The sequence below is a fragment of the Sedimenticola hydrogenitrophicus genome, assembly GCF_025175675.1.
In the GTDB taxonomy this organism is placed as follows: Bacteria; Pseudomonadota; Gammaproteobacteria; order Chromatiales; family Chromatiaceae; genus Sedimenticola; species Sedimenticola hydrogenitrophicus.
On record NZ_JANIOA010000051.1, the window covers coordinates 1 to 26710 of the forward strand.

Genomic DNA, 26710 nt, shown 5'->3' on the forward strand with positions numbered 1-26710 from the left:
CCGTCTAGGTATCCCAGTCCGGTTAGCAAGGAACCACGGATGGACACGGATTCACACAGATAGGAGATCAGAATTCTGAATCCGTGTTTATCCGTGTGAATCCGTGGTTCTCCAGGGTCCCGCCTAGCCAAATTTAGCATTGCTGCGATATCGGCGGGTCCATTGGGTCACCATTTTAGGGTGGGTTAGCGGCGCCTGGACACAACGCTTCCCGACCGCCAAAGGCTGGGTTACAACCGCCGGCAGACCGAGCGCTCGTCGGGATGCTCCACGGCGTCGACGATGGCGTTGATAAAGCGGCCCAGTTCGTCGGTGCTGAGTACCGTGAGTATGCGATTGAGCAGGGCCGGATCGACCAGCGCCTGAGCCGACCGCCCATCGCTGAGATTGACACTGACCCCGGCGGCGTGCACATGCTCGGAGGCGTCGGCCTGTTCCACGAACAGCGCCTCGTTCATGTCCAGCATCTCGTCGTAATAGGCCTCGATGTCATCCATCAGGCTGTCATCGGTCTCATCCGGCAGCCGTACCATGAAGCCCTGATCCTCGCTGGCCGAGAGCGGCTGCAGCCCCTTCGCCTCCAGGAAGGTGATAAATTTCCGCCACGGGCGTTCATCGAAAAAGATATATTCCAGCATGCTGACGACCTTACTCCTACCACAACAACCGTGACCCGACATTTTCACATTCGCGAGCGGAATGCAAGAATCAGCTGGTTTCGCAGGGTCTTGATCAGGTTGAGTTGTTTGGCGTTCAGCACGATGCCGTCCGGCTGCGAATGATCGGCATAGATCAGGCCCAGGGGCCGCTGTTTCATAACCAGCGGAAAGATCAGAAACGAGCCGGCATTGGAGATCTTTGTGTACCAGGGCGGCAGGTCATCCCTGATCTTCGGGTCACCGGTATTGGAGATCGCCAGATCCACGCCATTCTTCAGGGCGGCATGAAACACATCCGCGCTGTATTGGCGGGAAAAATGGAAACCGGCGATGAATTTGTCGATATCGCTGCCGAATCCCAGTTTCGCCTGGATCTCCTGATTGTTGCGATCCTGCAGGCAGAGTACCACCCGGTTGAAGGCCAGGGCACGGTAGATGGTCTCCAGCACCACGTTGAATACCTGGATGATATTGGTCGTGTCATCCAGCAGCATATCGGTCACCTCCTGCAACCCCTCGGTGAGCACGATCTCGGCATTGATCGCCGGGTCCTCCGGAGTGATTTCGGCAATCGGGTCTTCGCCGACAGGTCGCTTCAACGGCTCCAGCGCCAGCGTGGTGGTGATATCCTCCTTATGCCCCCTGCCCGTCTGGGTCACATGCGAGGTATCGGGATGAGCCGGCCGCGACAGGCGCTGCATGAACGGATCGTTGGCCGCCTTGGCGGTGAGGCTGCCGCTGAGTTCGACAAACTCCGCTCTTGCCTCCTCCAGCATGCTGTCGAAACGGCGCTCACTGATAGCCAGGCCGCGACGAAAACGTTTCAGCAGCTGGCGGACCTGCTGTTCACCGCCATCCTCCGCTTCGCCGATAATCCGGGTCGCCTCGTTGGAGAAGTTGGCGATCAGCCGCAATTTTACATCCTTATCCTTAAGGTCACCCGGCGCGGCGGGATCCACCTTGACCATACCCCGTGTAATGGTGGCCGGAAAATTCCACTGCTCGGCGATGGCGATGCCCATCTCCTGAAAAGACATGCCCAGCACCCGGCGCTCCGCCTGCTCCTGGGGCAGCGACTCGGTCCGCACCAGACGCTGTATCTCCTCGCTCTCGTCATTCAGATAATAGGTGACCAGAATCTTGCCCAGGGTGTGCAGCATGCCGCAGAGGAAGCCCTCCTCCACATGCTCCAGCCCCGCGTCTTCCGCCGCCTGGCGCGCCAGGGTGGCGCTGAAGATGGCGGCCGCAATCTCGTTTTTGAGTTTGACCGCCTGGGTCTTGTTGTGCAGATGCTCAAAAAAGATCAGCGAGGCGGCGATGGAACGGATGGTCTGGATGCCGAGCACCACGATGGCCCGGGATATGGTGCCGATGCGCCCGGCGAAGCGACTGTAATAGGCCGAGTTGACCACCTTGAGTATCTTACTGGCCAGGGCAAAGTCGCGAATGATAATGCTGGCCAGGTGATCCATCCCCTTGTCATCCGACTCGGTCAGCCGGTTGAGGGTGCGAATGGATTCCGCGAGCACCGGAAAATCACTCTTGTGCTGCATCCGCCGCAGCAGAAAATCGACCGTCCCCTTGGTCGCCTGCCCGGTCAGTTCATCGACCCCCTTGCGATAACCGACGATCGCGCCCAGCATCTCCCCGGCATCGGCAAACCGCGAACCGGGCTCTTTTTCCAACGCCTTCTGCACGATCCCGTCGAGCTGTTCACTGACTTCCGGATTGAAGCTGGAGGGATTGGCCACGGCCTGGTCGCGGATATGCTTCAACAGGGTCGGCTGATCCCGGGCGTCGAACGCCACCCTGCCGGTAAGCAGCTCGAACAGGATCGCCCCCAGGGCAAACACATCCGCCTGCGGGCTTACCTTGCCCTGATCGATATATTCCGGCGCCATGTAACGCGGCGTGCCGGTCAGCTCCACATCCGGGTTCACCGCGCCGCCAAGCAACCGCGCGATACCGAAATCCATCACCTTGGGCGTACCCTCTCGGTTGAGGATGATGTTGGCCGGCTTCAGATCCCGGTGCACGATGCCCTTGCGATGCACCTGGTCAATCCCCGAGAGTATCCCGGTGATGATATCCAGGGCCTCCTGCAGGCTCGGCGCCCCCTGCTGCAGGCGGGCCGACAACAGCTCGCCCTCGACGAATTCAAATACCAGGAAGGGGCGTTTCCGCTCATTGCCGACATCGAATATGGAGACGATATTGGGATGCTGAATCTGACTGATGGTGCGCGCCTCGCTCAGCAGGCTGTCCAGGATCGAGCCGGTGCCCGGCAGCACGCGGTCCAGTAACTTGATCGCCACCGAACGGCGTAACTCGGAATCGATACATCGATAGACCGAGCCCTGGCTCCCGGCGCCCAACTTCTCCTTGACTTCAAACCGACCGATCTGCGGCATAACCTGATATTGCACTCCTGATCACTGTGTTGAGGGTTAGCGGCAGACTAAATGAAATCTTGCTGATTTGTATCACCCGGTGCCGACTCGAGACCAGATAGGCTATAGTGAACTGAGCTGAACACGGCCGCCGGCGGCAGATTCATATTATTGAAATCCATGGATCCCATAATGGTTGAGGACAAACCGAAGCAGACCTTACAGAACATGCTCAATGACCGGGAAAGCGACCCGACCCATCTGCTGCAGACGCTTATCGAAGTCCAGCAAGCCTTCCGTTATATACCGCATGATGCCATAGACCGGCTTGCGGAATCACTGGGGCTGGGCAGGGCTTTTATCCTGGGGGTCATTGAGTTCTACAGTTTCCTGCATCTCGAACCCCGCGGTGAGTACGACATCCTGCTCAGCGACAATGCCACCGATCAAATGCAGGGGAGCCGGCTGCTGGCCGAACTGCTGTCGCGGCGCCTGGCCGTTCCGATCGGCGGCACGCGCGGTGACTATCGCGTCAGTCTCGGCTACACCTCCTGCACCGGTATGGGCGATCAGGGCCCGGCCGCTCTGGTCAACGGGCGGGCGGTTACCCGCCTGAGCAGCGAGCGTATCGACCGGATGGTGTCCCTGATCGAACAGGCCCTGCCGCTCGACCAGTGGCCGTCAGAGCTGTTCGCGGTCACTGCCGGGGTGAAGCGCCGGGACATCATCCTCAACAGCGACTATAGCGCCGGTGCCGCCATCCGCCACGCCCTGGAACACGGCCCGGAGGCGCTGCTGGACCTGCTGGAACAGAGCGGACTCCGGGGCTGCGGCGGCGCCGGTTTCAGCACCGGGAAAAAGTGGCGCTTCTGCGCCGGCGCCGAGGCGGCCGAGCACTACGTGGTGTGCAATGCCGATGAGGGGGAACCGGGCACCTTCAAGGACCGCTATCTGCTGCAGGCCCACGCCGACCGGCTGTTTGAGGGCATGACCCTGTGCGCCGCCGTGATCGGGGCGCGCCGCGGTTTCCTCTATCTGCGCGGGGAATACCGCTATCTGCTGGAACCGCTGCACAAGACCCTGCAACAGCGTCGCGAGCACAATCTGCTGGGCCGCTCCATCCTCGGCCGGCAGGGCTTTGATTTCGATATCGAGATCCATCTGGGCGCCGGGGCCTACATCTGCGGCGAAGAGTCGGCGCTGATCGAATCGCTGGAGGGCAAACGCGGCATCCCCCGCAACCGCCCGCCGTTCCCGGTGATCCAGGGCTATCGGGGCATGCCCACGGTGGTGAACAATGTGGAGACCCTGGCCAATGCGGCAATGATCGCCCAACAGGGGGCGGCGTGGTTCCGTTCCGTCGGCACCGCCCAGTCGCCCGGCACCAAGCTGCTCAGCATCTCCGGCGACTGTGAACGACCGGGCATTTATGAGTTTCCCTTCGGCACCCCGATCGGCGAGATCCTGGCCGCCTGCCAGGCCCACCATACCCAGGCGGTGCAGATTGGCGGAGCGGCGGGCCGCCTGATCCCGGCCACCGAGTTCGGCCGCACCCTGGCCTTCGAGGATCTCGCCACCGGCGGTTCGTTCATGGTCTTCAACCAGGGCCGGGAACTGCTCAAGGCGATCGACAATTTCAGCCGTTTTTTCAGCCATGAGAGTTGCGGCTTCTGCACCCCCTGCCGGGTCGGCACCTCGATGCTGGTCAGGCAACTGGGAAAAGTCATGGTGGGACACGCCACCACCAAGGACCTGGATGAACTCGCGACCCTCGGCACCCTGATGCGCCAAACCAGCCACTGCGGCCTGGGGCAGACCGCGGCCAATCCGATCCTCGACGGCCTGGAGAAATTCCCCGGCATCTTTCAGGCACGCCTGCGCTCCACCAGTTTCGAGCCGGCGTTCGACCTGGATGCCTCGCTGCAAGAGGCCCGCGCCCTCACCGGCCGCAACGATCCCGGGGCACATCTGGAAGGAGGCGGCGTATGAGCCCCAGTTTCAAAATCGACGGCGTGACGGTCCCGTTCGAGGCGGGTCAGAGCATCATGGAGGCCGCCCTGGCCGCCAAGATCTACATTCCGCACCTCTGCCACAACCCGGAATTCCATCCCCACGGCAGCTGCCGGCTCTGCTGCGTCACGACCGATGGCCGCAGCGTCGCCGCCTGCACCACCCCGGCGCTCGACGGCATGGAGGTGGCCAACGAGACCCATGAGATCACCACCCAGCGACGCCTGCTGCTGAAGCTGCTGTTCGTCGAGGGCAATCACGTCTGCCCCGCCTGCGAGAAGAGCGGGGCCTGCCAGCTGCAGGCGGTGGCCTACCACTGCGGCATGCTGGCGCCGGAGTTCGTGCACTTCTATCCGCGGCGCGCGGTGGACGCCTCCCACCCCGAGACCATTATCGACTTCAACCGCTGTATCCTCTGCGAACTCTGCGTCAGGGCCAGCCGCGAGTATGACAAAAAGGGGGTGTTCAGCATCGGCGGCCGCGGTATCCAGGCCCACCTGATGATCAACTCGCCCAGTGGGAAGCTGGGCGACTCCCGCTTCAGCGCCGCCGACAAGGCGGCCCGGGTCTGCCCGGTGGGGGCCATCCTGCCCAAACACCGGGGTTACGAGGTGCCCATCGGCAAACGGCTGTACGATCAGGAGTCGATCAGCCGGGTCGGCGATGTGGCCGCACACCAGGAGCGCGACCATGACGAATAAGGTCAGGATTGCCAGCGCCTCCCTGGCCGGCTGTTTCGGCTGCCACATGTCCCTGCTGGATATCGATGAGCGGCTGATCGATCTGGTCGCGCAAATAGAGTTTGACCGCACCCCACTCACCGACATCAAACAGATCGGCAGCTGCGATGTGGGATTGATCGAGGGCGGCGTCTGCAATGCCGAGAATGTGGAGGTGCTGAAGGCGTTCCGCCGCCACTGCAACATCCTGGTGGCGGTCGGGGCCTGCGCCATCAATGGCGGCGTGCCGGCCATGCGCAACCAGTACTCCCTGGCGGAGTGCCTGGAGGAGGCCTACCTTTCCGGCAGCGGCATCGACAACCCCCAGATCCCCAGCGATCCGGAACTGCCGCTGCTGCTGAATCAGGTGCACCCGGTCCACGAGGTGGTCTGGATAGACTATTTCCTGCCCGGCTGCCCGCCCTCCGCCGACACCATTTTCACCTTTCTGGACGAGCTGCTCTCCGGCCGGCCGATCCAGTTCGCCTATCGCCAGATCCATTATGACTGAACCCATTATGAGTGAACAAAGCCCCATCGATATCGGCCGCCTGGAGACGGCGGAGCACCCGCAGACCCTGCGGCGCATCGCCATCGAACCCCTGAGCCGGGTGGAGGGACACGGCAAGGTGACCCTGCTGCTGGACGATGACAATCGGATCCGGCAGGCGCGCCTGCACATCGTCGAGTTCCGGGGTTTCGAGAAATTCATCCAGGGCCGCCCTTACTGGGAGCTGCCGGTGCTGGTGCAGCGACTGTGCGGCATCTGCCCGGTCAGCCACCACCTGGCGGCGGGCAAGGCGATCGACCAACTGGCCGGCGTGGAGCGGCTGACACCGACCGCCGAAAAGGTGCGCCGGCTGATGCACTATGGCCAGATCCTGCAGTCCCATGCCCTGCACTTTTTCCACCTCGCTTCGCCCGACCTGCTGTTCGGCTTCGACAGCGACGTCAGCCGGCGCAATGTGGTCGGCCTGATCGAGAGACACCCGGACCTGGCCCGGCAGGGGGTGCTGCTGCGCAAATTCGGCCAGGAGGTGATCCGGGTCACCGCCGGCAAGCGCATCCACGGCACCTGCGCCATCCCGGGCGGGGTAAACAAGTCCCTGGAGCCAGCCGAGCGGGACTATCTGCAACAGGATATCGGCCAGATGATCGCCTGGGGCAAGGAGGCGCTGGCACTGGCGCAGAGCCTGTTCCTGGCGGCGCGGGAGCAACACCGCCGCTTCGCCCGCATCGACACCCCGATGCTGAGTCTGTGCCGCGACGACGGCGCGCTGGAGCTCTACCATGGCAACCTGCGGGCCGTCGCTCCCGACGGCACCAAGCTGCTGGAGCGGATCGACCCACGGGACTATCACCGGCACATCCGCGAACAGGTCAAGTCCTGGAGCTACATGAAATTCCCCTATCTGCAGCAGTTGGGCCCGGAGGCCGGCGCCTACCGGGTCGGCCCCCTGGCGCGGATCAACACCTGCGACTTCATCGACACCCCACTGGCGGAGCAGGCGCGGATCGAGTTCCGCGCCCTGGAGCCGGACGGGCTGGTGCAATCCACCCTCGCCTATCACTGGGCACGCATGATCGAGCTGCTGCACTGCGCCGAGAAGATCGAGCTGCTGCTGGCCGACCCGGACCTGCTGGGCAGCGAGCTGAGGAAAACGGGGGAGATGCGGCCGCGCGGCATCGGCGTCATCGAGGCGCCCCGCGGCACCCTGATCCACGACTACGAGATCAATCCGGACGGTCTGGTCACCCGCGCTAACCTGATCGTCTCCACCACCCACAACAACCGCGCCATGAATGAGTCGGTGCGCACGGTGGCGGCCGACCTGTTCGACGGCCGGGAGATCACCGAAGGCATGTTGAACAGTATCGAGGTGGCAGTGCGTGCCTACGACCCCTGCCTCTCCTGCGCCACCCATGCCCTGGGCAAGATGCCGCTGGTGATTGAATTGCAGGCGCCGGATGGACACATCGTCGACCGCCTGATCAAGGACACCCGGGGTGAACTGAGCCGGTGAGCGGAGCGCCGATTGCTGTCATCGGCTACGGCAACCCCTCCCGGGGAGATGACGCCCTGGGTCCCGAGTTGCTGGAACGGCTGGCGGCAGCGACCGGGATCGACCCCGGTTGCTATGAACCCATCACCGATTTCCAGCTGCAGATCGAACACGTCACCGATCTGCAGCGGCGCGAGCTGCTGCTGTTCGTCGACGCCTCGGTGACGGCCCGGCCACCGTTCGAGTTCTCCCGCCTTACCCCGCACCGGGACCACAGCTACAGCAGCCACAGCCTGAGCCCGGCCACCCTGCTGTCGGTGTACCAGGAGGTCTATAAGACCGCGCCGCCACCCGCCTTCCTGCTCGCGATTCCCGGTTACCGGTTTGAATTGGGTGAACCCCTGTGCCAGCGAACGGCCGCCCATCTGGCGCGTGCGGTTGATTTTGTCCGGGACTTACTGGCGCAGCCGAACGGAACGTTCTGGAATGCGCAGGTGGATTTGATGGCCAGACCGTTTGAAGTTTGAAGGTAACTACTCACACCCCCGTCATCCCGCATGCCTGCCGACGGCGCCCACGGGGAGCCCCATGACCTGTTTTCGGGGTAGGATGCTGGTGAGCTTGCGAATCGCATCATTTGCTCGTCGCCGGACCGATGCGGTTCGTTTTACTCACCGCATCCTACGGGTTGTAGTTTTGCGGGCGGAGCTCCGCAAAACCGCACTGGATGCCCGCCTGCATGGGTATGACGGGGGTGAGTAGTTACGTTTGAAGTTTTGTAGGGTGGATAAGCCGGTAGGCGCATCCACCACTCGGGACCGGGCCAATCGCATAGGATGGGCACGTAGTCTGTGCCCACCTTTTTTCCCGTGCCGCACCTTCCGCGTGGGCACAAAAAGCGTGCCCACCCTACCAAGCTCAGGGGTCGGAATCATCCCCGGATGACTCCGACCCCTGCGCGTAACAATCCGCCGCTCACCCCTTGCTGAAGCGCAGCCCCTGCTCCGAGACGTCGACGCGGATGGTATCCCCGGGACCGAAGCGGCCGCCGAGGATCTCCTGGGCCAGCGGGTTCTCCAGTTGCTGGCGGATCACCCGCTGCAGCGGCCGGGCGCCGTAGACCGGATCGAATCCGGCCTCGCCCAGCCGGTCCAGGGCCGCTTCGCTGAGCTGCAGACCCATGTCTTGATCGGCCAGCCGCTGCTCCAGATAACGCACCTGGATCACCGTGATGGCGCGGATCTGCTCGCGGCCCAGGGGATGGAACACCACGATGTCATCCACCCGGTTGATGAACTCCGGACGGAAGTGCTGGCCCACCACCTCCATCACCGCGCGCTTCATATCCTCGTAGCGCTCCTCGCCCGCCAGGGTCTGGATCAGGTCGGAACCGAGATTGGAGGTCATGATGATGACGGTGTTGCGGAAATCCACCGTGCGCCCCTGGCCATCGGTAAGACGCCCGTCATCCAGCACCTGCAGCAGCACGTTGAACACGTCCGGATGGGCCTTCTCCACCTCGTCCAACAGGATCACCGAATAGGGCCGGCGGCGCACCGCCTCGGTCAGGTAGCCGCCCTCCTCGTAACCCACATAGCCCGGGGGAGCGCCGATCAGGCGCGCCACCGAGTGCTTCTCCATGAATTCGGACATGTCGATCCGCACCATGGCGTCCTCGGTGTCGAACAGGAAATCGGCCAGCGTCTTGGAGAGTTCGGTCTTGCCCACGCCGGTCGGTCCCAGGAACAGGAACGAGCCGTTCGGCTGGCGCGGGTCGGAGAGTCCGGCGCGCGAGCGGCGGATGGCGTTGGCGACGGCGGCGATGCCCTCGGCCTGGCCGATGACCCGCTTGCCCAGCTCCTCCTCCAGCCGCAGCAGCTTGTCGCGCTCCCCCTCCAGCATCTTGCTCACCGGGATGCCGGTCCACTTGGAGATTACATCGGCGATCTCCTCGTCGGTCACCTTGTTGCGCAGCAGCTTCATCTCCTGCATCTCGGCCTGGGAGGCCATGTCCAGCTGCTTCTCCAGTTCGGGGATACGCCCGTACTGCAGCTCCGACATGCGTGCCAGGTCGCCGGCGCGACGCGCCGTCTCCATCTCCAGGCGGGCGCGCTCCAGCTCCTCCTTGATGTGGGCGGTGCCCTGCAGCGCGGCCTTTTCGGATTTCCAGATCTCATCCAGATCGGAAAACTCCCGGTCGGCCTTCTCGATCTCCGCCTCCAGCTGGGCCAGGCGTTTCTTGGAGGCCTCGTCCGACTCCTTCTTCAGCGCCTCGCGCTCGATCTTGAGCTGGATCAGGCGCCGCTCCAGGCGGTCCATCTCCTCCGGCAGGGAATCGATCTCCATGCGGATCTGCGAGGCGGCCTCGTCGATCAGGTCGATCGCCTTGTCCGGCAACTGGCGGTCGGTGATATAGCGGGTGGAGAGGGTGGCGGCGGCGACGATGGCCGGATCGGTGATGTCCACGCCGTGGTGCAGTTCATAGCGCTCTTTCAGGCCACGCAGGATGGCCACGGTATCCTCCACCGACGGCTCTTGCACCAGCACCTTCTGGAAGCGGCGTTCCAGGGCCGCGTCCTTCTCGATGTACTTGCGGTATTCGTCCAGGGTGGTGGCGCCGACACAGTGCAACTCACCACGGGCCAGGGCCGGTTTCAGCATGTTGCCGGCATCCATCGCCCCTTCGGCCTTGCCGGCACCCACCATGGTGTGCAGCTCATCGATGAACAGGATGATCTGCCCCTCCTGCTTGGAGAGGTCATTCAGCACCGCCTTCAGACGCTCCTCGAACTCGCCGCGGAACTTGGCACCGGCGATCAGTGACCCCATATCCAGCGACAGCAGGCGTTTGCCCTTCAGCCCTTCCGGCACCTCGCCGTTGACGATGCGCTGGGCCAATCCCTCGACGATGGCGGTCTTGCCCACACCGGGCTCACCGATCAGTACCGGGTTGTTCTTGGTACGGCGCTGCAGCACCTGGATGGTGCGACGGATCTCGTCGTCGCGGCCGATCACCGGGTCCAGCTTGCCCTGCTCGGCACGCTCGGTGAGGTCAATGGTGTATTTTTCCAGCGCCTGGCGCTGCTCTTCCGCGTTCGGATCATTCACCTGCTGGCCGCCACGCAGCTGCTCGATCACCTTTTCGATCGGCTCCTTCGCGGCCCCTGCTTTGCGCAACAGTTCGCCCATGGCGCCCTTGTCATCCAGGGCGGCCAGGACAAACAGCTCGCTGGAGATGTACTGGTCCTTGCGCTGCTGCGCCAGTTTGTCGCACTGATTGAGCAGCCGCCCCAGGTCGTTGGAGATGTGCATATCCCCGGCCGCCCCCTCGATACTGGGCAGGCGGTCGAGGATCTCGCCCAGCCCGGACCGCAACTGGTTGACGTTCACATCGGCCCGGGTCAGCAGGTGGCGTACCGTGCCCCCCTCCTGGTCGAGCAGGGCGGTCATCATGTGCACCGGTTCGATGAATTGGTGATCGCGGCCCACCGCCATACTCTGGGCATCCGCCAGGGCCATCTGGAACTTACTGGTCAGTCTGTCCATTCGCATGAAAATTACTCCGATAAAATCTAAGGTTACTCAGCAGATGGGGCACCCGATATCGAAATTCAACTGAAAATTCAGATTGCTACAGACTCGCGGTCCTCGTCGCCATCGAGGATGGCCTGCACCAGGGTGTGCAGCTGATCCCGGCCCCACTCCTCTGGATAGATGGGGGAGCTGGCGCGGATCCTGGCCCGGCTGCGCAACAACACCCCGCCGACCACACCGCCGGCACCGCGGATACCACTGATGCGATGGGGGATGATCGGTGCCCCGGTGATCTGGGAGAGGCGGATGGCGCCGGCCTTGATGCGCCGCGGCGGATCCGAGTCCAGATGGATCCGGCCGTGGGGAAACAGCGCCACCACCTCGCCGGCGCGCAGACAGCGCAACGCCTCGCGCAGCGCCTGCTCCGGTTTTTTCTCCCGGTCCACCGGGATACAGCCGACCGCCCGGAACAGCCAGGTCAGGCCGAACCGCTCATACTCCTCGCGGGCGATGACGAAGCGCAGCGGCCGCCGCGCCGAAGCCAGCAGCAGCAAGGGATCGAGACCGGAGACATGGTTGGCCACCACAATCGCCGGGCCGCGCCGCGGCAGGCGCAGCCCGATCAGGTTGAGCCGGTGGTAGCGATAACAGAAGAGGCGGATGAGCCCATCCAGCAGATTCACCCAGGCGTGCCCCCAGTCGACCCGGTTGGCGCGGCGGCAGGCCCGATAGAGCCGATAGAGCAGCCATGGCAGCAGGGCAAGCAGCAGGAAAGAGACAACAACAGCGATGGACGACATGGTCTCCCCATAAAATTAGCCGCGAGAAGTGGTGCAAGGATGCACCGTTTACGGACCTAAGGATGGAATGAACGCGAATACACGCAAATGGCCATACATGGTAACTACTCGCCCCTATCCGCACCAAGGAATCGAGAGGTGTCGGAGTCAAGCCGCGTATTTCCTGGAATCGGGTAATCCACTCCGAACGGCTTGACTCCGACACCTGGGCTCGATTCGAATGTTCCACCACTCTGACACCCACCAAACCACCGGAGGGGATTGTAGTATATTTATTCGCGTTCATTTGCGGCTAAATTAAACATCAGGCTATTGCTTCGACTTGCCGCCCTTCTGATAGACCTTGCGCTGGAACAGGTCGGTGCGCCGGCTTACCACGCGGTCGATGAACAGCAGGCCGTCGAGATGGTCCAGTTCGTGCTGCACGGCGCGCGCCTCGTAACCCTCCATCTCATACTCCAGCGGCTTGCCCCAGGGGTCCTGGGCGCGAATGCGGATGTGGGTGGCGCGGAGCACGTTGCCGGTGTAATCGGGTACCGACAGACACCCCTCGCGGCCCATCTCGAAACCATCCCAGTGGGTGATCTCGGGATTCACCAGGATCAGGTAACCGTGATTGGGCACCGGCTTGCGGGTATTGGAGACATCGACGATCACCACCCGCAGGAAGCGGCCCACCTGGGGGGCGGCGATGCCTACCGCGGCAGGGCCGTCGCGGCGGGTCTGCTCCAGTTCATCGATAAAGGCGCGCAGTTCATCGTCGAATTGTTTGACCGGCTCGGAGACCTGCTTCAGCCGCTCGTCGGGTATTTTCAGTATTTCCAGAACGGCCATGGTTATCCAATCAGGGTCTCTATGGGTGAAACATGCACGTCGATATCGCCCAGGTTGTCCAGCGCCGCTTCCAGGGTCTCCAGCGGACGGTCGGCATAGCCCTGGATGTGCATGATGTAGACCGGCCGCTCGCTGGAACCGGCCACATCCGACTCCAGCTCCAGAATATTGAATCCGTGCTCCGCCAGCACCGCCGTTACCTGGGCGACGATGCCGGCCCGGTCGGCCCCGACCACCCGCACCTGGATATTGGGCACCACGTGCTGATGCAGAGATCCGGCGATGTCATCCACATGCATGTGCAGCCCGAGGGCATCGGCCACCGGCTGCAGTACCGGTTCGACCGCCCCCTCACCGGTGACCATCATCATGATGGTGAAATTACCCCCCAGCCGGATCATCGAGGTCTCACCCAGATTCCAGCCCGCCAGGTACAGGGCATTGGTCACCCGCCCGACGATCCCGGGCCGATCGGCGCCGACCAGTGTCAGCATTTTCCAGTCACTCATTTCTCTTCTCCCGTTGTTAAACGGATCATGTCTCAAAACCATCGAGGGGTCGGAGTCAAATTTGATCATGGAAACGGGGCATTTCATACGACAATGTCCCGCAAATTTGACTCCGACGCCTGCAGGACTGCCCGACCACCAACCGGTGGGTTACGGCGCGCGCACGGTGCAATGCAAACGGCCACCCTCCGCGCACGGCGCGCCTAACCCACCCTACAGGAGCTTTGTAGGATGAGGCGTGGCACAAGGATGTACCGGTTACTTGGTGGATGCGCTGTCGCTTATCCACCCTACACCCTCCTCGCCCCACCTCCGGTTTTTTGCCGGTCAGTGCCGTAGGGTGGATAAGCCGGTAGGCGCATCCACCATCAGCCGCAGCAAGCGTAGGGTGGGTTAGCGGCGCACGGGCACGACACTTCCCGGCTGCGACAACGCCAGGGCGCCGCGTAACCCACCGATTCCCCGACCACCAACCGCCAGGCCCAGGTTCACTCGATCCAGATCAGCGACGCCATGCGTCCGGTCACGCCATCGCGGCGATAGGAATAAAAGCGTTCGCGGTCGATTACTGTACAGTAATCACCGCCGCCGATGAAACCCACCCCTGTCCGCCGCAGCCGCAGACGGGCCAACTGATAGATATCCGCCAGCCAGTGCCCCGGACGACCCGGGCGGAACGCGCCAGCGGCCGCCGGGTCGTGCTGTAAAAACCGCTCCCGCACTTCGCCCCCCACCTCGAAGGCGTCCGGACCGATCGCTGGACCCAGCCAGGCCAGCAGTTGTTCGGCGGGATCATCGAAACCGCCCAGCGCCGCCTCGATGACGCCATCGGCCAGACCGCGCCAGCCGGCATGTACCGCCGCCACCCGGTTGCCTGCGCGGTTACACAGCAGCAGGGGCAGGCAGTCGGCGGTCATCACCACGCATACCTGACCCGGCTGGCCGGTGATGCCGGCATCGGCTTCCCGGCTCGCCCCGGGGCTCTCTCCGGGTTTGGCGCAATCCAGCACCCGGGTGCCGTGCACCTGATCGAGCCAGACCGGGGCGGCGGGCAGTCGCGCGGTCGCCGCCAGCCGCCGGCGGTTTTCCGCTACCGCCGCCGGATCATCACCGACATGCTCGCCGAGGTTGAGGCTGTCGAACGGGGGCCGGCTCACCCCGCCCGAACGGGTGGAGATCACGGCACGCACGCTGGCGGGGGCCGGCCAGTCCGGAAGCAGCAGTTCAGGCGCCGCTTCAGCCATGTTGCAGGTCCTCCCGCAGCGCCTCCAGCAGCAGTTGCATATCCTCCGGCAGCGGCGACTCCCACTCCATCCACTCGCCCGACTCGGGATGGGTGAGACCCAGCTTCAGGGCATGCAGCGCCTGGCGGCGGAAGCAGCGCAGCGCCTCGCGCAGCTGCTCCGAGGCACCCGCCGGCTGGCGCAGCCGTCCGGCATAGACCGGGTCACCGACCAGGGGATAACGCAGATGGGCCATGTGGACGCGGATCTGGTGGGTCCGGCCGGTCTCCAGATTGATCTTCAGGTAGGTGTGGGCGCGGAAGCGCTCCAGTACCCGGTAGTGGGTGACCGCTTCCTTGCCGGCACGGTGCACCGCCATCTTGATTCGCTGGGTCGGATGCCGGCCGATCGGTTCATCCACCGAGCCGCCCGCCGTCATCACCCCGGTCGCCACCGCCCGATACTCCCGGTCGAATTCGCGGGCCTGCAACTGCTCCACCAGCGCCTTATGGGCGGCCGGTGTGCGCGCGATCACCAGCAGGCCGGTGGTCTCCTTGTCGAGCCGGTGGATAATCCCGGCCCTCGGCAGCTGGATCAGTTCCGGGTCATGGTGCAACAGGGCGTTCTGCAGGGTGCCGTCGGGATTGCCGGCGGCCGGATGCACCACCAGACCGGCCGGTTTGTTGATCAGGATGAGGGAAGCGTCCTCATAGACAATGTCCAGATCGATCGCCTGCGGCCGGCACTCCACCTGGTCCTCCAGGCGTGCCTCCAGCGCCACCCACTCGCCGCCCAGCACCTTGTCGCGGGGCCGGCAGGTTACCCCGTCCAGGGTCACCAGACCGGCCTTCACCCACTGCTGCAGGCGGCTGCGGGAGTAATCCGGAAACAGCTGGGCCAACGCCTGATCCAGCCGTTTGCCGGCCAGTTCCACCCCCACCCGGGCACTCAGATGTTCTACTCGTTCCGCCAAAGCCACCGCTCCTGATCGTTCATTGCACTCTCTGTTTCGCTGAAAGGGGGGAGTTTAACCCATTCGGCCCGGACGGGCTTCACCGAACGCACGCGCCGGCGCGGAGGCGTGCGGTAACCACCGGTGGTGAGATTCGGGCAAGGGGTCGGAGTCAAGGCGTACGAACCAGGAAGGACCTCCCACCTCCGGTGCGCGCCTTGACTCCGACCCCTGTGAGTTGATCTGCCGGATGAAACAGACATGTTGTATGATTTCCTGGAATGCACCGCTGGTGAAATCCAGAATTGCACCCGTAGGAGCGGCGCCCCGCCGCGATTTCGGCCCGGGGGGCGGGCCTCCTACAGATCGATTTTTACAATGATCGGGTTCATTCGGGCAAGGGGTCGGAGTCAAGGCGTCAGGACCAGGGAGGACCTCCCACCTCCGGTGCGCGCCTTGACTCCGACCCCGGTGTGTTTGCCGTGGGAGGTGTGTCGCCCAAGCGAAACCTTTCGGGTATACTTTTCGGCTCTAATCATCATCCGGTTACGATCGACCATGGCCAAGTATCGCATTTTCACCGCCGCGCTCATCCTGCTCCTGCTCTCTGGCTGCTCCCTGCTGCCCAAGGAGAAGGACGAAACCCTCGGCTGGAGCGCCCAGAAATTCTATTCCGAGGCCAGCTTCGCCATGTCGGATGGTGACTATGAAACGGCCATCAAGTATTTCGAGGGCCTGGAATCCCGCTACCCCTTCGGACGCTACGCCATGCAGGCCCAGCTCGATGTGGCCTACGCCTATTACAAGGATGGCAATCATGAATCCGCCATCGCCGCTGCGGACCGCTTCATCCGCCTGCATCCGCGCAACCCCCATGTGGATTACGCCTATTACCTCAAGGGAATCGTCAATTTCAATCGCAACCTGAGTTTCATCACCCGTTTTATTCCTACCGATACCTCACAGCGCGACCCCGGCTCGACCATCGAATCGTTCAATGACTTTGCCGAGCTGGTGCGCCGCTTCCCGGAGAGCCAGTATTCCGAGGATGCCCGCAAGCGTATGTTCTACCTGCGCAATAACCTGGCCAGCCATGAAGTCCACGTGGCCCGTTACTACATGAAGCGCGGCGCTTACCTGGCGGCCGCCAATCGCTGTGTGATCGTAGTCGAGAAGTATCAGCGCACACCCGCGGTCAAGGATGCCCTGGAGATCATGATCACCGCCTACGACAAGCTGGGCCTGGAGAAACTCTCCACCGATGCCCAGCGGGTGCTGGCGGTCAATCTGCAGAATGGCGCACTGGACGTGGCGGAAGCCGAGTACACCGAAGAGAAATCGCTCGGCAAGGCGGTCTGGGACTACCTGGAGCTGGACGAGAACTAAGCGCGTCCGCGTGGGCACAAAAAGCGTGCCCACCCTACGACCCCCATCCCTGGACAAACAAGGGGCGCCGCGGCGCCCCTTTTTGTTGATTCAAACAAGCAATCAGATCGCGGCTTCGTCTTCCTCGCCGGTACGGATACGCACCACCTTCTCAACCGAGGTGACGAAGATCTTGCCATCGCCGATCTTGCCGGTCTTGGCGGCACTGGTGATAGCCTCGATGCAGTCATCCAGCTGATTCCCGTTAATCACCACCTCAATCTTCACCTTGGGAAGAAAATCGACCACGTATTCCGCCCCCCGATAGAGCTCCGTGTGGCCTTTCTGCCGACCGAACCCCTTTACTTCACTCGCGGTCATACCGGTGATACCGATGGCAGATAATGCCTCCCGTACATCATCCAGTTTAAAAGGCTTAATAATCGCGTCGACTTTTTTCATTGTTACCAGGCTCCTGTTGTCACCTTACCGCACCAGCGGTGTATTTACTGTTTCATGACCGCTCATATTACCGGAAATAGGGCCTTCGGCAATAATCCTGGATCGATTCTTTGGTTTCCGTATGGAATGCTACTCACTTAAGGCGAATCTCAGGATTTTCGTCATTCCATCCTTAGGTCCGTAACCGGTGCATGGCATCCTCGGCTCCGTAAACGGTACATGGCATCCTCGGCTCCGTAAACGGTACATCCCTGTACCACTCCTCCTGTACCACTCCTCCTGCACCACTTCTCCGGCGCAGGCCGGACAAAAGCGCGAAGCGCGTTGAACGACTGAAAGTCGGCCCGAAGGGTGAGCGAAGCGAATAATCCAGGAATACTGCCACCATTAAGCTGTCTGGATCCCGGCCTGCGCCGGGATGACGGCGGTTCCAGGCTTAAGTAAGTGCCATTCGTTTCCGTATGGGGTTTCAGTATGGGGTTCAGCGCCTCCGTTCAGAAACCATTGGTCAGAGGATAGCGTCTATCCCGGCCGAATGCGCGCTGGGTGATCTTGATGCCGGGAGGCGCCTGCCGGCGCTTGTACTCGTTACGGTCGACCAGTCGGGTTACCCGGCGCACGATCGCCTCGGGGTAACCCGCCGCGATAATCTCCTGCACCCCCATGTCCTTCTCTATATACATTGCCAGAATGGGATCCAGGATCTCATATGCCGGCAGTGAATCGGTGTCTTTCTGGTCCGGGGAGAGCTCCGCCGAAGGTGGCCGCTCGATCACCCGGCGGGGGATCACTTCAATCTCCCGGTTGCGGTACTCCGCCAGCCGGTAGACCAGCAGCTTGGGCACATCCCGGATCGGCGCGAAGCCCCCGGCCATATCGCCGTACAGGGTGGAATAACCTACCGACATCTCGCTCTTGTTGCCCGTGGTCAGGAGGATTTTTCCGGTCTTGTTGCTGATCGCCATCAAGATAACACCACGACAGCGAGCCTGGATATTCTCTTCCGTGGTATCGCGCTCGGTACCGGCAAAGGTCTGCGCCAGCATCTCAAGAAAGCTGTTGAATGCCGGCTCGATCGGGATGGTCTGATGCTTCACGCCAAGGATTTCCGTCTGGAGAATGGCATCTTCGTTACTCATATCCGCCGTATAGCGGGAGGGCATCATCACCACTTCCACCTGATCGGCGCCGAGGGCATCCACCGCAATCGCCAGGGTCAGGGCGGAATCGATCCCCCCCGAAAGCCCCAGCACCGCCCCCTTGAAGCCGTTCTTCAGCACATAGTCGCGGACCCCGCTGACCAGGGCCGCATAAACCGCCTCCTCTTCCGAGAGCAGCGGCTCGATGGTGGCGGCAACGGGGACCGGCCGGTCGGCCTCCCCGGCATACTCCACCAGCACCTGGTCTTCCCTGAAGAAGGCGGCCCGCTGGGTGATAGCGCCTGCCGCATTGACCACGAAGGAGCCGCCGTCAAACACCAGTTCATCCTGGCCGCCCACCAGATTGACGTAAATGATCGACAGCCCGGCCTCCTGCGCGCGTTTCTGCAGCAGCGTCTCCCGCTCCGGCGCCTTGCCGGAATGGAAGGGCGAGGCGTTCAGGTTGAGGAGTATCCGGGCACCCGCCTCGGCGGCCGCGACCGCCGGGGACTTGTACCAGATATCCTCACAGATGGTGATACCCACCGGTACCCCCTGCAGATCAAAGATGCAGGGCCGGTCGCCGGGTTCAAAATAGCGTTTCTCGTCAAACACGCTGTAGTTGGGCAGCAGGGATTTGAAGTACTCGGCGATGATCACGCCGTCGCGGATCACGCCCGCGGCGTTGTAGAGCTTGCCGTCCTTGCATCTGGGGTAGCCCAGGATCAGGTCGATCCCCGAGCAGGCACTGCACAGGCGCTCCAGTTCGCTCTCCACCCGGGCAATCAGTTCCGGCCGCAGCAGCAGATCCTCCGGCGGGTAGCCGGTGAGGGTCAACTCGGGGAAAATCACCGCGTGGGCCTGTTGCTGATCACGGGCAACCCGCATCGCCGCCAGGACGCGATCGGCGTTGCCGCGGACATCACCCACCATCAGGTCGATTTGTGCCAAGGATATTTTCAGGTTCAATTGACTACCCATCGATATGGCCGGTTAACACCTATAGTTTCGTGGTGGATGCGCTGTCGCTTATCCACCCTACACCCTCCTCGCCCCACCTCCGGTTTTTTTTCCGGTCAGTGCCGTAGGGTGGATAAGCCGGTAGGCGCATCCACCATCAGCCGCAGCAAGCGTAGGGTGGGTTAGCGGCGCACGGGCACGACACTTCCAGTCCACAATAATGCCCGGGCGCCGCGTAACCCACCGTTTCCTGTTTGATGGGTTACGTCGTTCCTCCTCCACCCATCCTACATCTCTTATCAGGACAGGGGTCGGAGTCAAATTTGATCAAAGACACAGGGCATTCATACGACAATGTCCATCAAATTTGACTCCGACCCCTATAGAAATTCCTTAATTCCTTAAGTAAGTACCATTTCCCACCGGCGCCATAAACAAGAAACCGCCGCCGGCCTGACGGCCGGGGCGGCATATGATACCCAATTTCGGGAATCCGGCGCTATCGGCTCATCAGTTCCAGCATCTTGGCGCCGATCTCCGAGGGTGAACGCACGGTGGCGACACCGGCGGCCTCCAGCGCGGCGAATTTGCTGTCAGCGGTACCCTTGCCACCGCTGACGATCGCACCCGCATGGCCCATGCGTTTGCCCGCAGGGGCGGTCACGCCGGCGATATAGCCGACCACCGGCTTGGTCACATTGGCCTGGATATAGGCCGCCGCATCCTCTTCCGCGGTCCCGCCGATCTCGCCCACCATGACGATGCCTTCGGTCTGGGGATCCGCCTGGAACAGCTCCAGGCAATCGATGAAGTTCATGCCGTGGATCGGGTCACCGCCGATACCGACACAGGTGCTCTGGCCCAGGCCGGCGGTGGTGGTCTGGAACACCGCCTCATAGGTCAGGGTTCCGGAACGGGAGACGATGCCGATCTTGCCGGGCTGGTGGATCATGCCCGGCATGATGCCGATCTTGCAGGCGCCCGGGGTGATGATACCGGGGCAGTTGGGGCCGATCAGGCGGCAGTCGTAGTTGGCCAGGGCCGCCTTGACCTTTAGCATGTCCAGCACCGGGATGCCTTCGGTGATACAGGCGATCACCTTGATCCCGGCGTCCGCCGCCTCCAGGATCGCGTCGGCGGCAAAGGCCGCCGGGACGTAAATCATGGTGGCATCGGCACCGGTCGCCTCAACGGCGTCATGCACGGTGTCGAAAACCGGCAGGCCCAGGTGTTTCTGGCCGCCCTTGCCCGGGGTAACGCCACCCACCATATTGGTGCCGTAGGCGATCGCCTGTTCGGTGTGGAAGGTGCCCTGTTTGCCGGTAAAACCCTGACAGATTACTCGGGTGTCTTTATCAATGAGGATACTCACAATTCTTTTCCTGTATCTGGTGCCTATATTTGGCATTAGCAGCTCAGCGTCCGTTGGACGCCGCCGCCGGTTCAAACAATCAGCCTTTGGCGGCAGCGACAACTTTCTCTGCGCCTTCCGAGAGATCAGCAGCGGTGGTGATGGCCAGGCCGCTGTTGGCCAGGAGTTCCAGCCCCTCAGGCGCCTTGGTACCTTCAAGCCGCACCACCACCGGCACCTTGACGTGCACCTCTTTCACCGCCTCGATGATGCCCTCGGCGATCAGGTCGCAACGGACGATACCGCCGAAGATGTTGACCAGCACGGCCTGCACCTTGTCATCGGACAGGATCAGCTTGAACGCCTCCGCCACACGCTCGGCGGTGGTGCCACCACCCACATCCAGGAAGTTGGCCGGTGAGCCGCCCTTGAGCTGCACCAGATCCATGGTGGCCATGGCCAGCCCGGCGCCGTTGACCATGCAGCCGATGTTGCCGTCCAGGGTTATGTAGTTGAGGTCATGCTCGGCCGCCTTGGCCTCGCGCTCATCTTCCTGGCTGATATCCCGCATGGCCAACAGTGCGGGCTGACGATACAGGGCGTTGCCGTCCAGGTTGATCTTGGCATCCAGGGCAATCAGGTTGCCGGCCTTGGTGACCACCAGCGGGTTGATCTCCACCAGGCTGGCGTCGCTCTCGACGAACAGCTTGTAGAGCGCGAACATGAACTTCTGGAATTCACGGATCTGGGTCCCCTCGAGCGCCAGGGCAAACGCCAGTTTGCGGCACTGATAGGCCTGCAGGCCCGCGACCGGATCGATGCGGATGATGTGAATCTGTTCCGGGGTCTCTTCCGCGACCTCTTCGATATTCATGCCGCCGGCCTGGGAGGCCATGAACAGAATCTTCCTGGAGTCCCGATCCACCAGCACACTCAGATAGAGCTCACGCTCGATATCGGTAATGGTCTCAATCAGCAGGGTGTTGATCGGCAGACCGGGCTCGCCCGTCTGCTTGGTCACCAGCATGCTGCCCAGCAGACGCTGTGCCTCGACCTCGACCTGGTCCAGACTGTCCACCAGCACCACGCCGCCGACCTTGCCGCGGCCACCGGCATGCACCTGTGCCTTGACCACCCAACGTCCACCGCCAAGGGCTTCCGCCGCCCGACGCGCCTCTTTGACGGAGGTGACTGGACTACCCTCCGGTACAGGAATACCCTGTTTTGCAAACAATTGTTTTGATTGATACTCGTGTAGATTCATTCTCGCAACCGGTCAACGTGATAAAAAAGAGTGCTATTCTGGTCGAATTCGACGAAATAAGCAAAACTAGGAAATACCCTAATAAACTGAAATTATGGGCATACGACTGTTACTGATTCTTCTCACCCTCTGGGCGCTGTACATTATAGTACGGGGCTATATCAGACGCTCCCGCAAACCATCTGTCAAAAAAGATAATAAAGTCACAGCCAACATGGTGCAGTGCAAATTTTGTGGCACTTATCTGCCCGAGCCAGAGGCCTTGCAGCACAACGGGGAGTTTTTCTGCTCAAAAGAGCATTTGATCCGCCAGGAGAGTAGCAAGTAGCCCCATGAAAAAACCTTCACTCGTGACCGCAACCGCCTCCCCCCATGTCATTTGCTGATCCCGGACAACTGAAGCTGGAGCTGGAGAGTACCCAGGCGCTCGGCGGCGCCACAGAACAATCCATCCGGATATTCTTCTATTACCGGCTGATCCTCGCCAGCCTGCTCGGCATCCTCTTCTTCAGCAAGACCGGCCCCGCCTTGCTGGGCCATACTGATCCCGGACTGTTCGCCCTGACCGACATCGCCTATATCGGCCTGGTGATCGCCAGCGGCCTGTTGCTGTATGCCGGCCGCCCCCTGTCGCCCAATCAGCAGACCTTCCTGATGGTGTTCGTCGACATCGGCGCCATCACCCTGCTGATGCATGCCAGCGGCGGCATCAGTTCCGGTCTCGGCATGCTGCTGGCCGTCTCCATCGCCGCCGGCAGCCTGATCACCCGGGGCGCCTACGCCAGCCTGGCGGCGGCGCTGGCCTCCCTGGTGGTTCTCGCCGAACAGGTTTACGCCCATCTGAACCAGACCTTCGAGACCACCGCCTATACCCAGGCGGGCCTGCTCGGCACCCTGTTCTTCGCCATCGCCATACTCGCCCAGGTCATGGCTCGCCAACTCAAGACCAGCGAGGCCCTCTCCAGCCAGCGTAAACTGGATCTGGCCGATATGGAGCAGCTCAACGACTATGTGATCCAACACATGCTCACCGGCATCATCGTGGTCGACACCGACAGCACCATCCGCCTGATGAACGAGTCGGCCTGGTATCTGCTGGGCATGCCGGAGGTGGGCACCGGAAGCCCGCTGGACCAGGCGTGCCATAAACTGGCGGTGCAGCTCGCGGAATGGGACCCGGAACAGCACATCCCCCCCGAACCGTTTCGCCCGGCCGCGGGCGGACGGGAGCTGACCGCCGGTTTTTCCCTGCTGGGAGAGAACAACCAGGGTGGGGCCGTTATCTTCCTGGAGGATACCGCCACCGTCACCCAGCAGGCACAGCAGATGAAACTGGCCTCGCTGGGGCGGCTAACCGCCAGCGTCGCCCACGAGATCCGCAATCCGCTGGGCGCCATCAGTCACGCCGGGCAACTGCTCAGGGAGTCATCCGAGATCCCCCAGGCGGACAGGCGGCTGATCGACATCATCAGCACCAATACCGGGCGGGTGAACGAGATTATCGAAAACATCCTGCAGTTGTCGCGCCGCGGCCGCTCCCTGCCCAAGGAGTTCCTGCTGAAGCCCTGGCTGGAACAGTTCATCGGCGAACTGGCCCGCACCCTGAATCTGTCGGCGGGGGCATTGCAACTGCGGATCGAGCCGGACAGCACACTGATCCGCATGGACCCGAGCCAATTCCGCCAGGTTTTTGTTATCCTGTGCGAGAATTCAATCAAACACTTCGACAGGGAGCGGGAAGCCTTGAGCATACAGATCAGCGGCGGCATCACCCGGGAGTCGGGCGGTCCCTTCGTGGATATCATCGACAACGGCCCGGGCATCGCCCCGGAACATGTCCGGCAGATGTTCGAGCCCTTCTTCACCACCCGAAATGCCGGGACCGGCCTCGGCCTCTACATCGCCAAGGAGCTTTGCGAGGCCAATCGCCTGGGACTGGATTATATTCCGCCACCCTATGGCGGCAGCTGTTTCCGTATCACCTTCCCCGGCAGGGGCAATCAACCGGTCAGGTAATCCTGGATAATGCGCAATCCGCTGGCACTCATCGTTGACGACGAACCGGACATCCGCGAGCTTCTGGAGATCACCCTGGGGCGGATGAATATCGATTCCCGTGCGGCAGAGGATCTGCATGCCGCGCGACGACTGCTGGCAGCCGAGCAGTTCGATCTCTGCCTGACCGATATGCGCCTGCCGGACGGCAACGGCATAGAACTGGTGGAGACCATCGGCCAACACTATCCGGAGCTGCCGGTGGCGGTGATCACCGCCCACGGCAATATGGACTCCGCGGTGCAGGCACTGAAGGCCGGCGCCTTTGATTTCGTTTCCAAGCCCGTGGATCTTGGCGTGCTGCGCAACCTGGTCAGCGCCGCGCTCAAACTGGAGAAATGCGCCCCCGTGGAACCCCGCCAGCCCGGGCCGAAAAAACAATCGGAGCTGCTGGGCAAGTCACACGCCGCCGAGCAGATCCGACGCATGATCCATAAACTGGCGAGAAGCCAGGCCCCGGTATTCATCAGCGGCGAGTCCGGTACCGGCAAGGAGCTGGCAGCCCGGCAGATCCACCAGCAGGGCCCGCGCGCCGACCGCGACTTCATCGCCGTCAACTGCGGCGCCATCCCCCAGGAACTGATGGAGAGCGAATTCTTCGGCCACATGCGGGGGAGCTTCACCGGCGCCATCAGCGACAAACAGGGACTGTTCCAGGCAGCGGACGGTGGCACCCTGTTCCTCGATGAAGTGGCCGACCTGCCGCTCAACATGCAAGTGAAACTGCTGCGCGCCATCCAGGAGAAATCGATCCGCCCCGTCGGCGCCCAGAAAGAGCTCCCGGTCGACGTGCGCATCACCAGCGCCACCCACAAGGATCTGACCGCCCTGGTGGAGAGGGGTGAGTTTCGCCAGGACCTGTTCTACCGGGTCAACGTCATCGAACTGGCCATCCCGCCCCTGCGGGAACGCAAGGACGACATCCCGCTGCTGGCCGACATGATCCTTGGCCGAATCGCCGCCCACGCCGGCACCAACAAACCGCAAATCGACGAGGATGCCCTGCAAGCGTTGCACAAATACAGCTTCCCCGGCAACGTTCGGGAACTGGAAAACATCCTGGAACGGGCCGTGGCACTCTGTGAAGAGGAGACCATCACCCTGGGGGATCTCCTGATTCCTGCCGGGGCGGCTTTGGAAAACCCGGCCGTTAGCAGAATCAGCGCCGACCTGCCGCTTGACGAACACCTGGAACAGGTCGAGCGGGAACTGATCACCAAGGCGCTGGAAGAGACCCACTGGAACAAGACCGCCGCCGCCAAACGGCTGGGCATCTCCTTCCGGGCGCTGCGTTATAAACTGGACAAATTGGGGATGGAGTAACGCAAGCCGGGTGGACCTCAGCGAAATGAGGGATGCGGGAGATAAGCAATAGCGCATCCATCGGTTGCCCCACCGACGCTTTCCGTGCTCAACCGGCCATGGCGGATGCGCCTGCCGGCTTACGCCATCCTCGGGTGCGTCAACGGAAAATCCCAGTACCACGCCTCACCCTACCCGGTTCATCGCGTTCGCTCTGGCAAGAGCTACTCCCCTGCCGGCACGGGTATATTAGAGAATATTGTTCTCTGACCCGCATATGGCGGCAGGCCGATCTGCGCATTCACGCAGACCAGTGACAGAAGAACCAAAATCGGCGGAGTTATCCTGAAGGCGTTAGAGAATATTGTTCCTTGAGCCGCGTTCCGCTACGCATTGCCTCCGCTATTACAGATTGCCACATCGCCTCATTTCGGACTAAACTTAGTCCGGTCATATCCAGGACGAACCATTATGCACAAAGTCAATATGCACGAGGCAAAAAGCCAACTATCTGCCCTGGTTGAGGAGGCGCTTGCCGGGGGCGATGTGGTCATCGCCCGGGCGGGCAAGCCCCTTGCCAGATTGGTACCGTACAAGGAGCACCATGAAGAACGCAAACCCGGGCGCTGGAAAGGCAAACTCTGGGTGGCTGATGATTTTGACGTCACGCCGGAAGAACTGCTCTCCGCCTTTGAGAGGGATTCATGAGCTATCTGCTCGATTCCCATGTGCTGCTCTGGTGGCTGGAAGACAGCCCGAGAATCGGATCGGCTACCCGCAAAATACTTGCCAACCCGGATGTCCGCATCCTCGTCAGCGCCGCATCGGTCTGGGAGATCGGCATCAAGCAAGCGCTTGGCAAGTTACACGCGCCAGAATCGGTTGTCGACCTGCTGCATGAGGAGGGATTCGAAGAGCTGGCAATATCGGGAAAACACGCCGAAGCCGCAGCCAGACTCCCGCCACTGCACCGTGATCCATTTGACCGTTTACTGGTCGCACAAGCCCGCCTGGAAAACCTCACCCTGATTACACATGACCGGGCAATAGAGGCCTATGATGTGGCCATGCTCATGATATGAGAACACCACCATCCAAAATGTTTGCCTGCCCTCTGCAGTTTCCGCCGAAAAATCAGCTGACGCCACGGGCATATTAGAAAATATTGTTCTCTGACCC

The 26710-nt window shown here is 62.0% G+C and carries 23 protein-coding genes; 11 read left to right on the forward strand and 12 right to left on the reverse strand.

From position 1 onward, the window contains the following. Window positions 1-230 precede the first annotated feature (230 nt). Entirely contained in the window at window positions 231-638 is a 408-nt protein-coding gene (locus NPX02_RS18840; protein ID WP_260295488.1) for a hypothetical protein, read from the reverse strand. Window positions 639-682: 44 nt separating this feature from the next. Next, window positions 683-3070 carry a serine/threonine protein kinase gene (locus NPX02_RS18845; protein ID WP_260295489.1) on the reverse strand — a complete coding sequence of 796 codons (2388 nt, stop codon included), beginning with the start codon at window positions 3068-3070 and terminating at the stop codon, window positions 683-685. Between the two features lie 171 nt (window positions 3071-3241). Here NPX02_RS18845 and NPX02_RS18850 point away from each other — a divergent pair, with 171 nt between their 5' ends. From NPX02_RS18850 to NPX02_RS18870, 5 genes are read left to right on the forward strand one after another with little or no spacing between them, the layout of a single operon-like run. Beyond that, on the forward strand, window positions 3242-5038 hold the full coding sequence (locus NPX02_RS18850; RefSeq protein WP_260295490.1) for an NADH-ubiquinone oxidoreductase-F iron-sulfur binding region domain-containing protein: 1797 nt from the start codon (window positions 3242-3244) through the stop codon (window positions 5036-5038). Continuing rightward, window positions 5035-5760 carry a 2Fe-2S iron-sulfur cluster-binding protein gene (locus NPX02_RS18855; protein WP_260295492.1) on the forward strand — a complete coding sequence of 242 codons (726 nt, stop codon included), beginning with the start codon at window positions 5035-5037 and terminating at the stop codon, window positions 5758-5760. Before NPX02_RS18850 ends, NPX02_RS18855 begins: the two co-directional genes overlap by 4 nt. Continuing rightward, window positions 5750-6289: an NADH-quinone oxidoreductase subunit B family protein gene (locus NPX02_RS18860; protein ID WP_260295493.1), complete on the forward strand. Its 540-nt coding sequence runs from the start codon at window positions 5750-5752 to the stop codon at window positions 6287-6289. Before NPX02_RS18855 ends, NPX02_RS18860 begins: the two co-directional genes overlap by 11 nt. Before the next feature lie 7 nt (window positions 6290-6296). Next, window positions 6297-7802: a Ni/Fe hydrogenase subunit alpha gene (locus NPX02_RS18865; protein WP_260295495.1), complete on the forward strand. Its 1506-nt coding sequence runs from the start codon at window positions 6297-6299 to the stop codon at window positions 7800-7802. Continuing rightward, window positions 7799-8308, forward strand: a complete 510-nt coding sequence (locus NPX02_RS18870) for a hydrogenase maturation protease (RefSeq protein ID WP_260295496.1) — start codon at window positions 7799-7801, stop codon at window positions 8306-8308. Before NPX02_RS18865 ends, NPX02_RS18870 begins: the two co-directional genes overlap by 4 nt. Before the next feature lie 448 nt (window positions 8309-8756). On the opposite strand, the gene clpB is transcribed toward NPX02_RS18870, so the two are convergent. The 6 genes from clpB to rluD form a co-directional block, all read right to left on the reverse strand. Continuing rightward, window positions 8757-11333 carry an ATP-dependent chaperone ClpB gene (gene clpB, locus NPX02_RS18875; protein ID WP_260295497.1) on the reverse strand — a complete coding sequence of 859 codons (2577 nt, stop codon included), beginning with the start codon at window positions 11331-11333 and terminating at the stop codon, window positions 8757-8759. A 71-nt stretch (window positions 11334-11404) separates the two neighbouring features. Continuing rightward, window positions 11405-12115, reverse strand: coding sequence for a lysophospholipid acyltransferase family protein (locus NPX02_RS18880; protein WP_260295498.1), 711 nt, complete (start codon window positions 12113-12115; stop codon window positions 11405-11407). Window positions 12116-12424: 309 nt separating this feature from the next. Continuing rightward, complete coding sequence (gene def / locus NPX02_RS18885) at window positions 12425-12949, reverse strand: peptide deformylase (protein WP_260295499.1); 525 nt, start codon at window positions 12947-12949, stop codon at window positions 12425-12427. A gap of 2 nt (window positions 12950-12951) precedes the next feature. Continuing rightward, complete coding sequence (locus tag NPX02_RS18890; protein ID WP_260295501.1) at window positions 12952-13458, reverse strand: glycine cleavage system transcriptional repressor; 507 nt, start codon at window positions 13456-13458, stop codon at window positions 12952-12954. 488 nt (window positions 13459-13946) lie between these two features. After that, window positions 13947-14702, reverse strand: a complete 756-nt coding sequence (pgeF, locus tag NPX02_RS18895; RefSeq protein WP_260295502.1) for a peptidoglycan editing factor PgeF — start codon at window positions 14700-14702, stop codon at window positions 13947-13949. After that, on the reverse strand, window positions 14695-15654 hold the full coding sequence (gene rluD / locus NPX02_RS18900) for a 23S rRNA pseudouridine(1911/1915/1917) synthase RluD (protein WP_260295503.1): 960 nt from the start codon (window positions 15652-15654) through the stop codon (window positions 14695-14697). The genes pgeF and rluD overlap by 8 nt, the downstream gene beginning before the upstream one ends. Before the next feature lie 537 nt (window positions 15655-16191). On the opposite strand from rluD, the gene NPX02_RS18905 reads away from it, so the two are divergent. Continuing rightward, a complete protein-coding gene (locus tag NPX02_RS18905) occupies window positions 16192-17019 on the forward strand; it encodes an outer membrane protein assembly factor BamD (RefSeq protein ID WP_260295505.1) in 828 nt (275 codons plus the stop codon). A gap of 102 nt (window positions 17020-17121) precedes the next feature. On the opposite strand, the gene NPX02_RS18910 is transcribed toward NPX02_RS18905, so the two are convergent. The 4 genes from NPX02_RS18910 to sucC all read right to left on the reverse strand — a co-directional run bounded on the left by NPX02_RS18910 (window position 17122) and on the right by sucC (window position 22174). Further along, on the reverse strand, window positions 17122-17460 hold the full coding sequence (locus NPX02_RS18910) for a P-II family nitrogen regulator (protein ID WP_260295506.1): 339 nt from the start codon (window positions 17458-17460) through the stop codon (window positions 17122-17124). A gap of 494 nt (window positions 17461-17954) precedes the next feature. Next, entirely contained in the window at window positions 17955-19580 is a 1626-nt protein-coding gene (locus NPX02_RS18915) for an NAD+ synthase (protein ID WP_260295507.1), read from the reverse strand. Between the two features lie 478 nt (window positions 19581-20058). Continuing rightward, window positions 20059-20931, reverse strand: a complete 873-nt coding sequence (sucD, locus tag NPX02_RS18920; protein WP_260295508.1) for a succinate--CoA ligase subunit alpha — start codon at window positions 20929-20931, stop codon at window positions 20059-20061. Window positions 20932-21010: 79 nt separating this feature from the next. After that, entirely contained in the window at window positions 21011-22174 is a 1164-nt protein-coding gene (gene sucC / locus NPX02_RS18925) for an ADP-forming succinate--CoA ligase subunit beta (RefSeq protein ID WP_260295509.1), read from the reverse strand. A 94-nt stretch (window positions 22175-22268) separates the two neighbouring features. Here sucC and NPX02_RS21640 point away from each other — a divergent pair, with 94 nt between their 5' ends. The 5 genes from NPX02_RS21640 to NPX02_RS18945 all read left to right on the forward strand — a co-directional run bounded on the left by NPX02_RS21640 (window position 22269) and on the right by NPX02_RS18945 (window position 26613). Next, on the forward strand, window positions 22269-22502 hold the full coding sequence (locus NPX02_RS21640) for a PP0621 family protein (protein WP_418067350.1): 234 nt from the start codon (window positions 22269-22271) through the stop codon (window positions 22500-22502). 44 nt (window positions 22503-22546) lie between these two features. Continuing rightward, window positions 22547-24190 (forward strand): sensor histidine kinase, encoded by a 1644-nt coding sequence (locus NPX02_RS18930; protein ID WP_260295510.1) that lies wholly within the window; start codon window positions 22547-22549, stop codon window positions 24188-24190. 9 nt (window positions 24191-24199) lie between these two features. Next, window positions 24200-25552, forward strand: a complete 1353-nt coding sequence (locus NPX02_RS18935) for a sigma-54-dependent transcriptional regulator (RefSeq protein WP_260295511.1) — start codon at window positions 24200-24202, stop codon at window positions 25550-25552. 450 nt (window positions 25553-26002) lie between these two features. Next, a complete protein-coding gene (locus NPX02_RS18940; RefSeq protein ID WP_260295512.1) occupies window positions 26003-26239 on the forward strand; it encodes a type II toxin-antitoxin system Phd/YefM family antitoxin in 237 nt (78 codons plus the stop codon). Next, complete coding sequence (locus tag NPX02_RS18945) at window positions 26236-26613, forward strand: type II toxin-antitoxin system VapC family toxin (RefSeq protein WP_260295513.1); 378 nt, start codon at window positions 26236-26238, stop codon at window positions 26611-26613. The genes NPX02_RS18940 and NPX02_RS18945 overlap by 4 nt, the downstream gene beginning before the upstream one ends. The last annotated feature ends 97 nt before the right edge of the window (window positions 26614-26710 follow it).

What these genes read in the sequence shown, in the direction of transcription:
- NPX02_RS18840 (WP_260295488.1), bottom strand. Translation starts at nt 638, where the DNA reads ATGCTGGAATATATCTTTTTCGATGAACGCCCGTGGCGGAAATTTATC.
- NPX02_RS18845 (WP_260295489.1), bottom strand. Translation starts at nt 3,070, where the DNA reads ATGCCGCAGATCGGTCGGTTTGAAGTCAAGGAGAAGTTGGGCGCCGGG.
- NPX02_RS18850 (WP_260295490.1), top strand. Translation starts at nt 3,242, where the DNA reads ATGGTTGAGGACAAACCGAAGCAGACCTTACAGAACATGCTCAATGAC.
- NPX02_RS18855 (WP_260295492.1), top strand. Translation starts at nt 5,035, where the DNA reads ATGAGCCCCAGTTTCAAAATCGACGGCGTGACGGTCCCGTTCGAGGCG.
- NPX02_RS18860 (WP_260295493.1), top strand. Translation starts at nt 5,750, where the DNA reads ATGACGAATAAGGTCAGGATTGCCAGCGCCTCCCTGGCCGGCTGTTTC.
- NPX02_RS18865 (WP_260295495.1), top strand. Translation starts at nt 6,297, where the DNA reads ATGAGTGAACAAAGCCCCATCGATATCGGCCGCCTGGAGACGGCGGAG.
- clpB (WP_260295497.1), bottom strand. Translation starts at nt 11,333, where the DNA reads ATGCGAATGGACAGACTGACCAGTAAGTTCCAGATGGCCCTGGCGGAT.
- NPX02_RS18880 (WP_260295498.1), bottom strand. Translation starts at nt 12,115, where the DNA reads ATGTCGTCCATCGCTGTTGTTGTCTCTTTCCTGCTGCTTGCCCTGCTG.
- def (WP_260295499.1), bottom strand. Translation starts at nt 12,949, where the DNA reads ATGGCCGTTCTGGAAATACTGAAAATACCCGACGAGCGGCTGAAGCAG.
- NPX02_RS18890 (WP_260295501.1), bottom strand. Translation starts at nt 13,458, where the DNA reads ATGAGTGACTGGAAAATGCTGACACTGGTCGGCGCCGATCGGCCCGGG.
- pgeF (WP_260295502.1), bottom strand. Translation starts at nt 14,702, where the DNA reads ATGGCTGAAGCGGCGCCTGAACTGCTGCTTCCGGACTGGCCGGCCCCC.
- NPX02_RS18905 (WP_260295505.1), top strand. Translation starts at nt 16,192, where the DNA reads ATGGCCAAGTATCGCATTTTCACCGCCGCGCTCATCCTGCTCCTGCTC.
- NPX02_RS18910 (WP_260295506.1), bottom strand. Translation starts at nt 17,460, where the DNA reads ATGAAAAAAGTCGACGCGATTATTAAGCCTTTTAAACTGGATGATGTA.
- NPX02_RS18915 (WP_260295507.1), bottom strand. Translation starts at nt 19,580, where the DNA reads ATGGGTAGTCAATTGAACCTGAAAATATCCTTGGCACAAATCGACCTG.
- sucC (WP_260295509.1), bottom strand. Translation starts at nt 22,174, where the DNA reads ATGAATCTACACGAGTATCAATCAAAACAATTGTTTGCAAAACAGGGT.
- NPX02_RS21640 (WP_418067350.1), top strand. Translation starts at nt 22,269, where the DNA reads ATGGGCATACGACTGTTACTGATTCTTCTCACCCTCTGGGCGCTGTAC.
- NPX02_RS18930 (WP_260295510.1), top strand. Translation starts at nt 22,547, where the DNA reads ATGTCATTTGCTGATCCCGGACAACTGAAGCTGGAGCTGGAGAGTACC.
- NPX02_RS18935 (WP_260295511.1), top strand. Translation starts at nt 24,200, where the DNA reads ATGCGCAATCCGCTGGCACTCATCGTTGACGACGAACCGGACATCCGC.
- NPX02_RS18940 (WP_260295512.1), top strand. Translation starts at nt 26,003, where the DNA reads ATGCACAAAGTCAATATGCACGAGGCAAAAAGCCAACTATCTGCCCTG.
- NPX02_RS18945 (WP_260295513.1), top strand. Translation starts at nt 26,236, where the DNA reads ATGAGCTATCTGCTCGATTCCCATGTGCTGCTCTGGTGGCTGGAAGAC.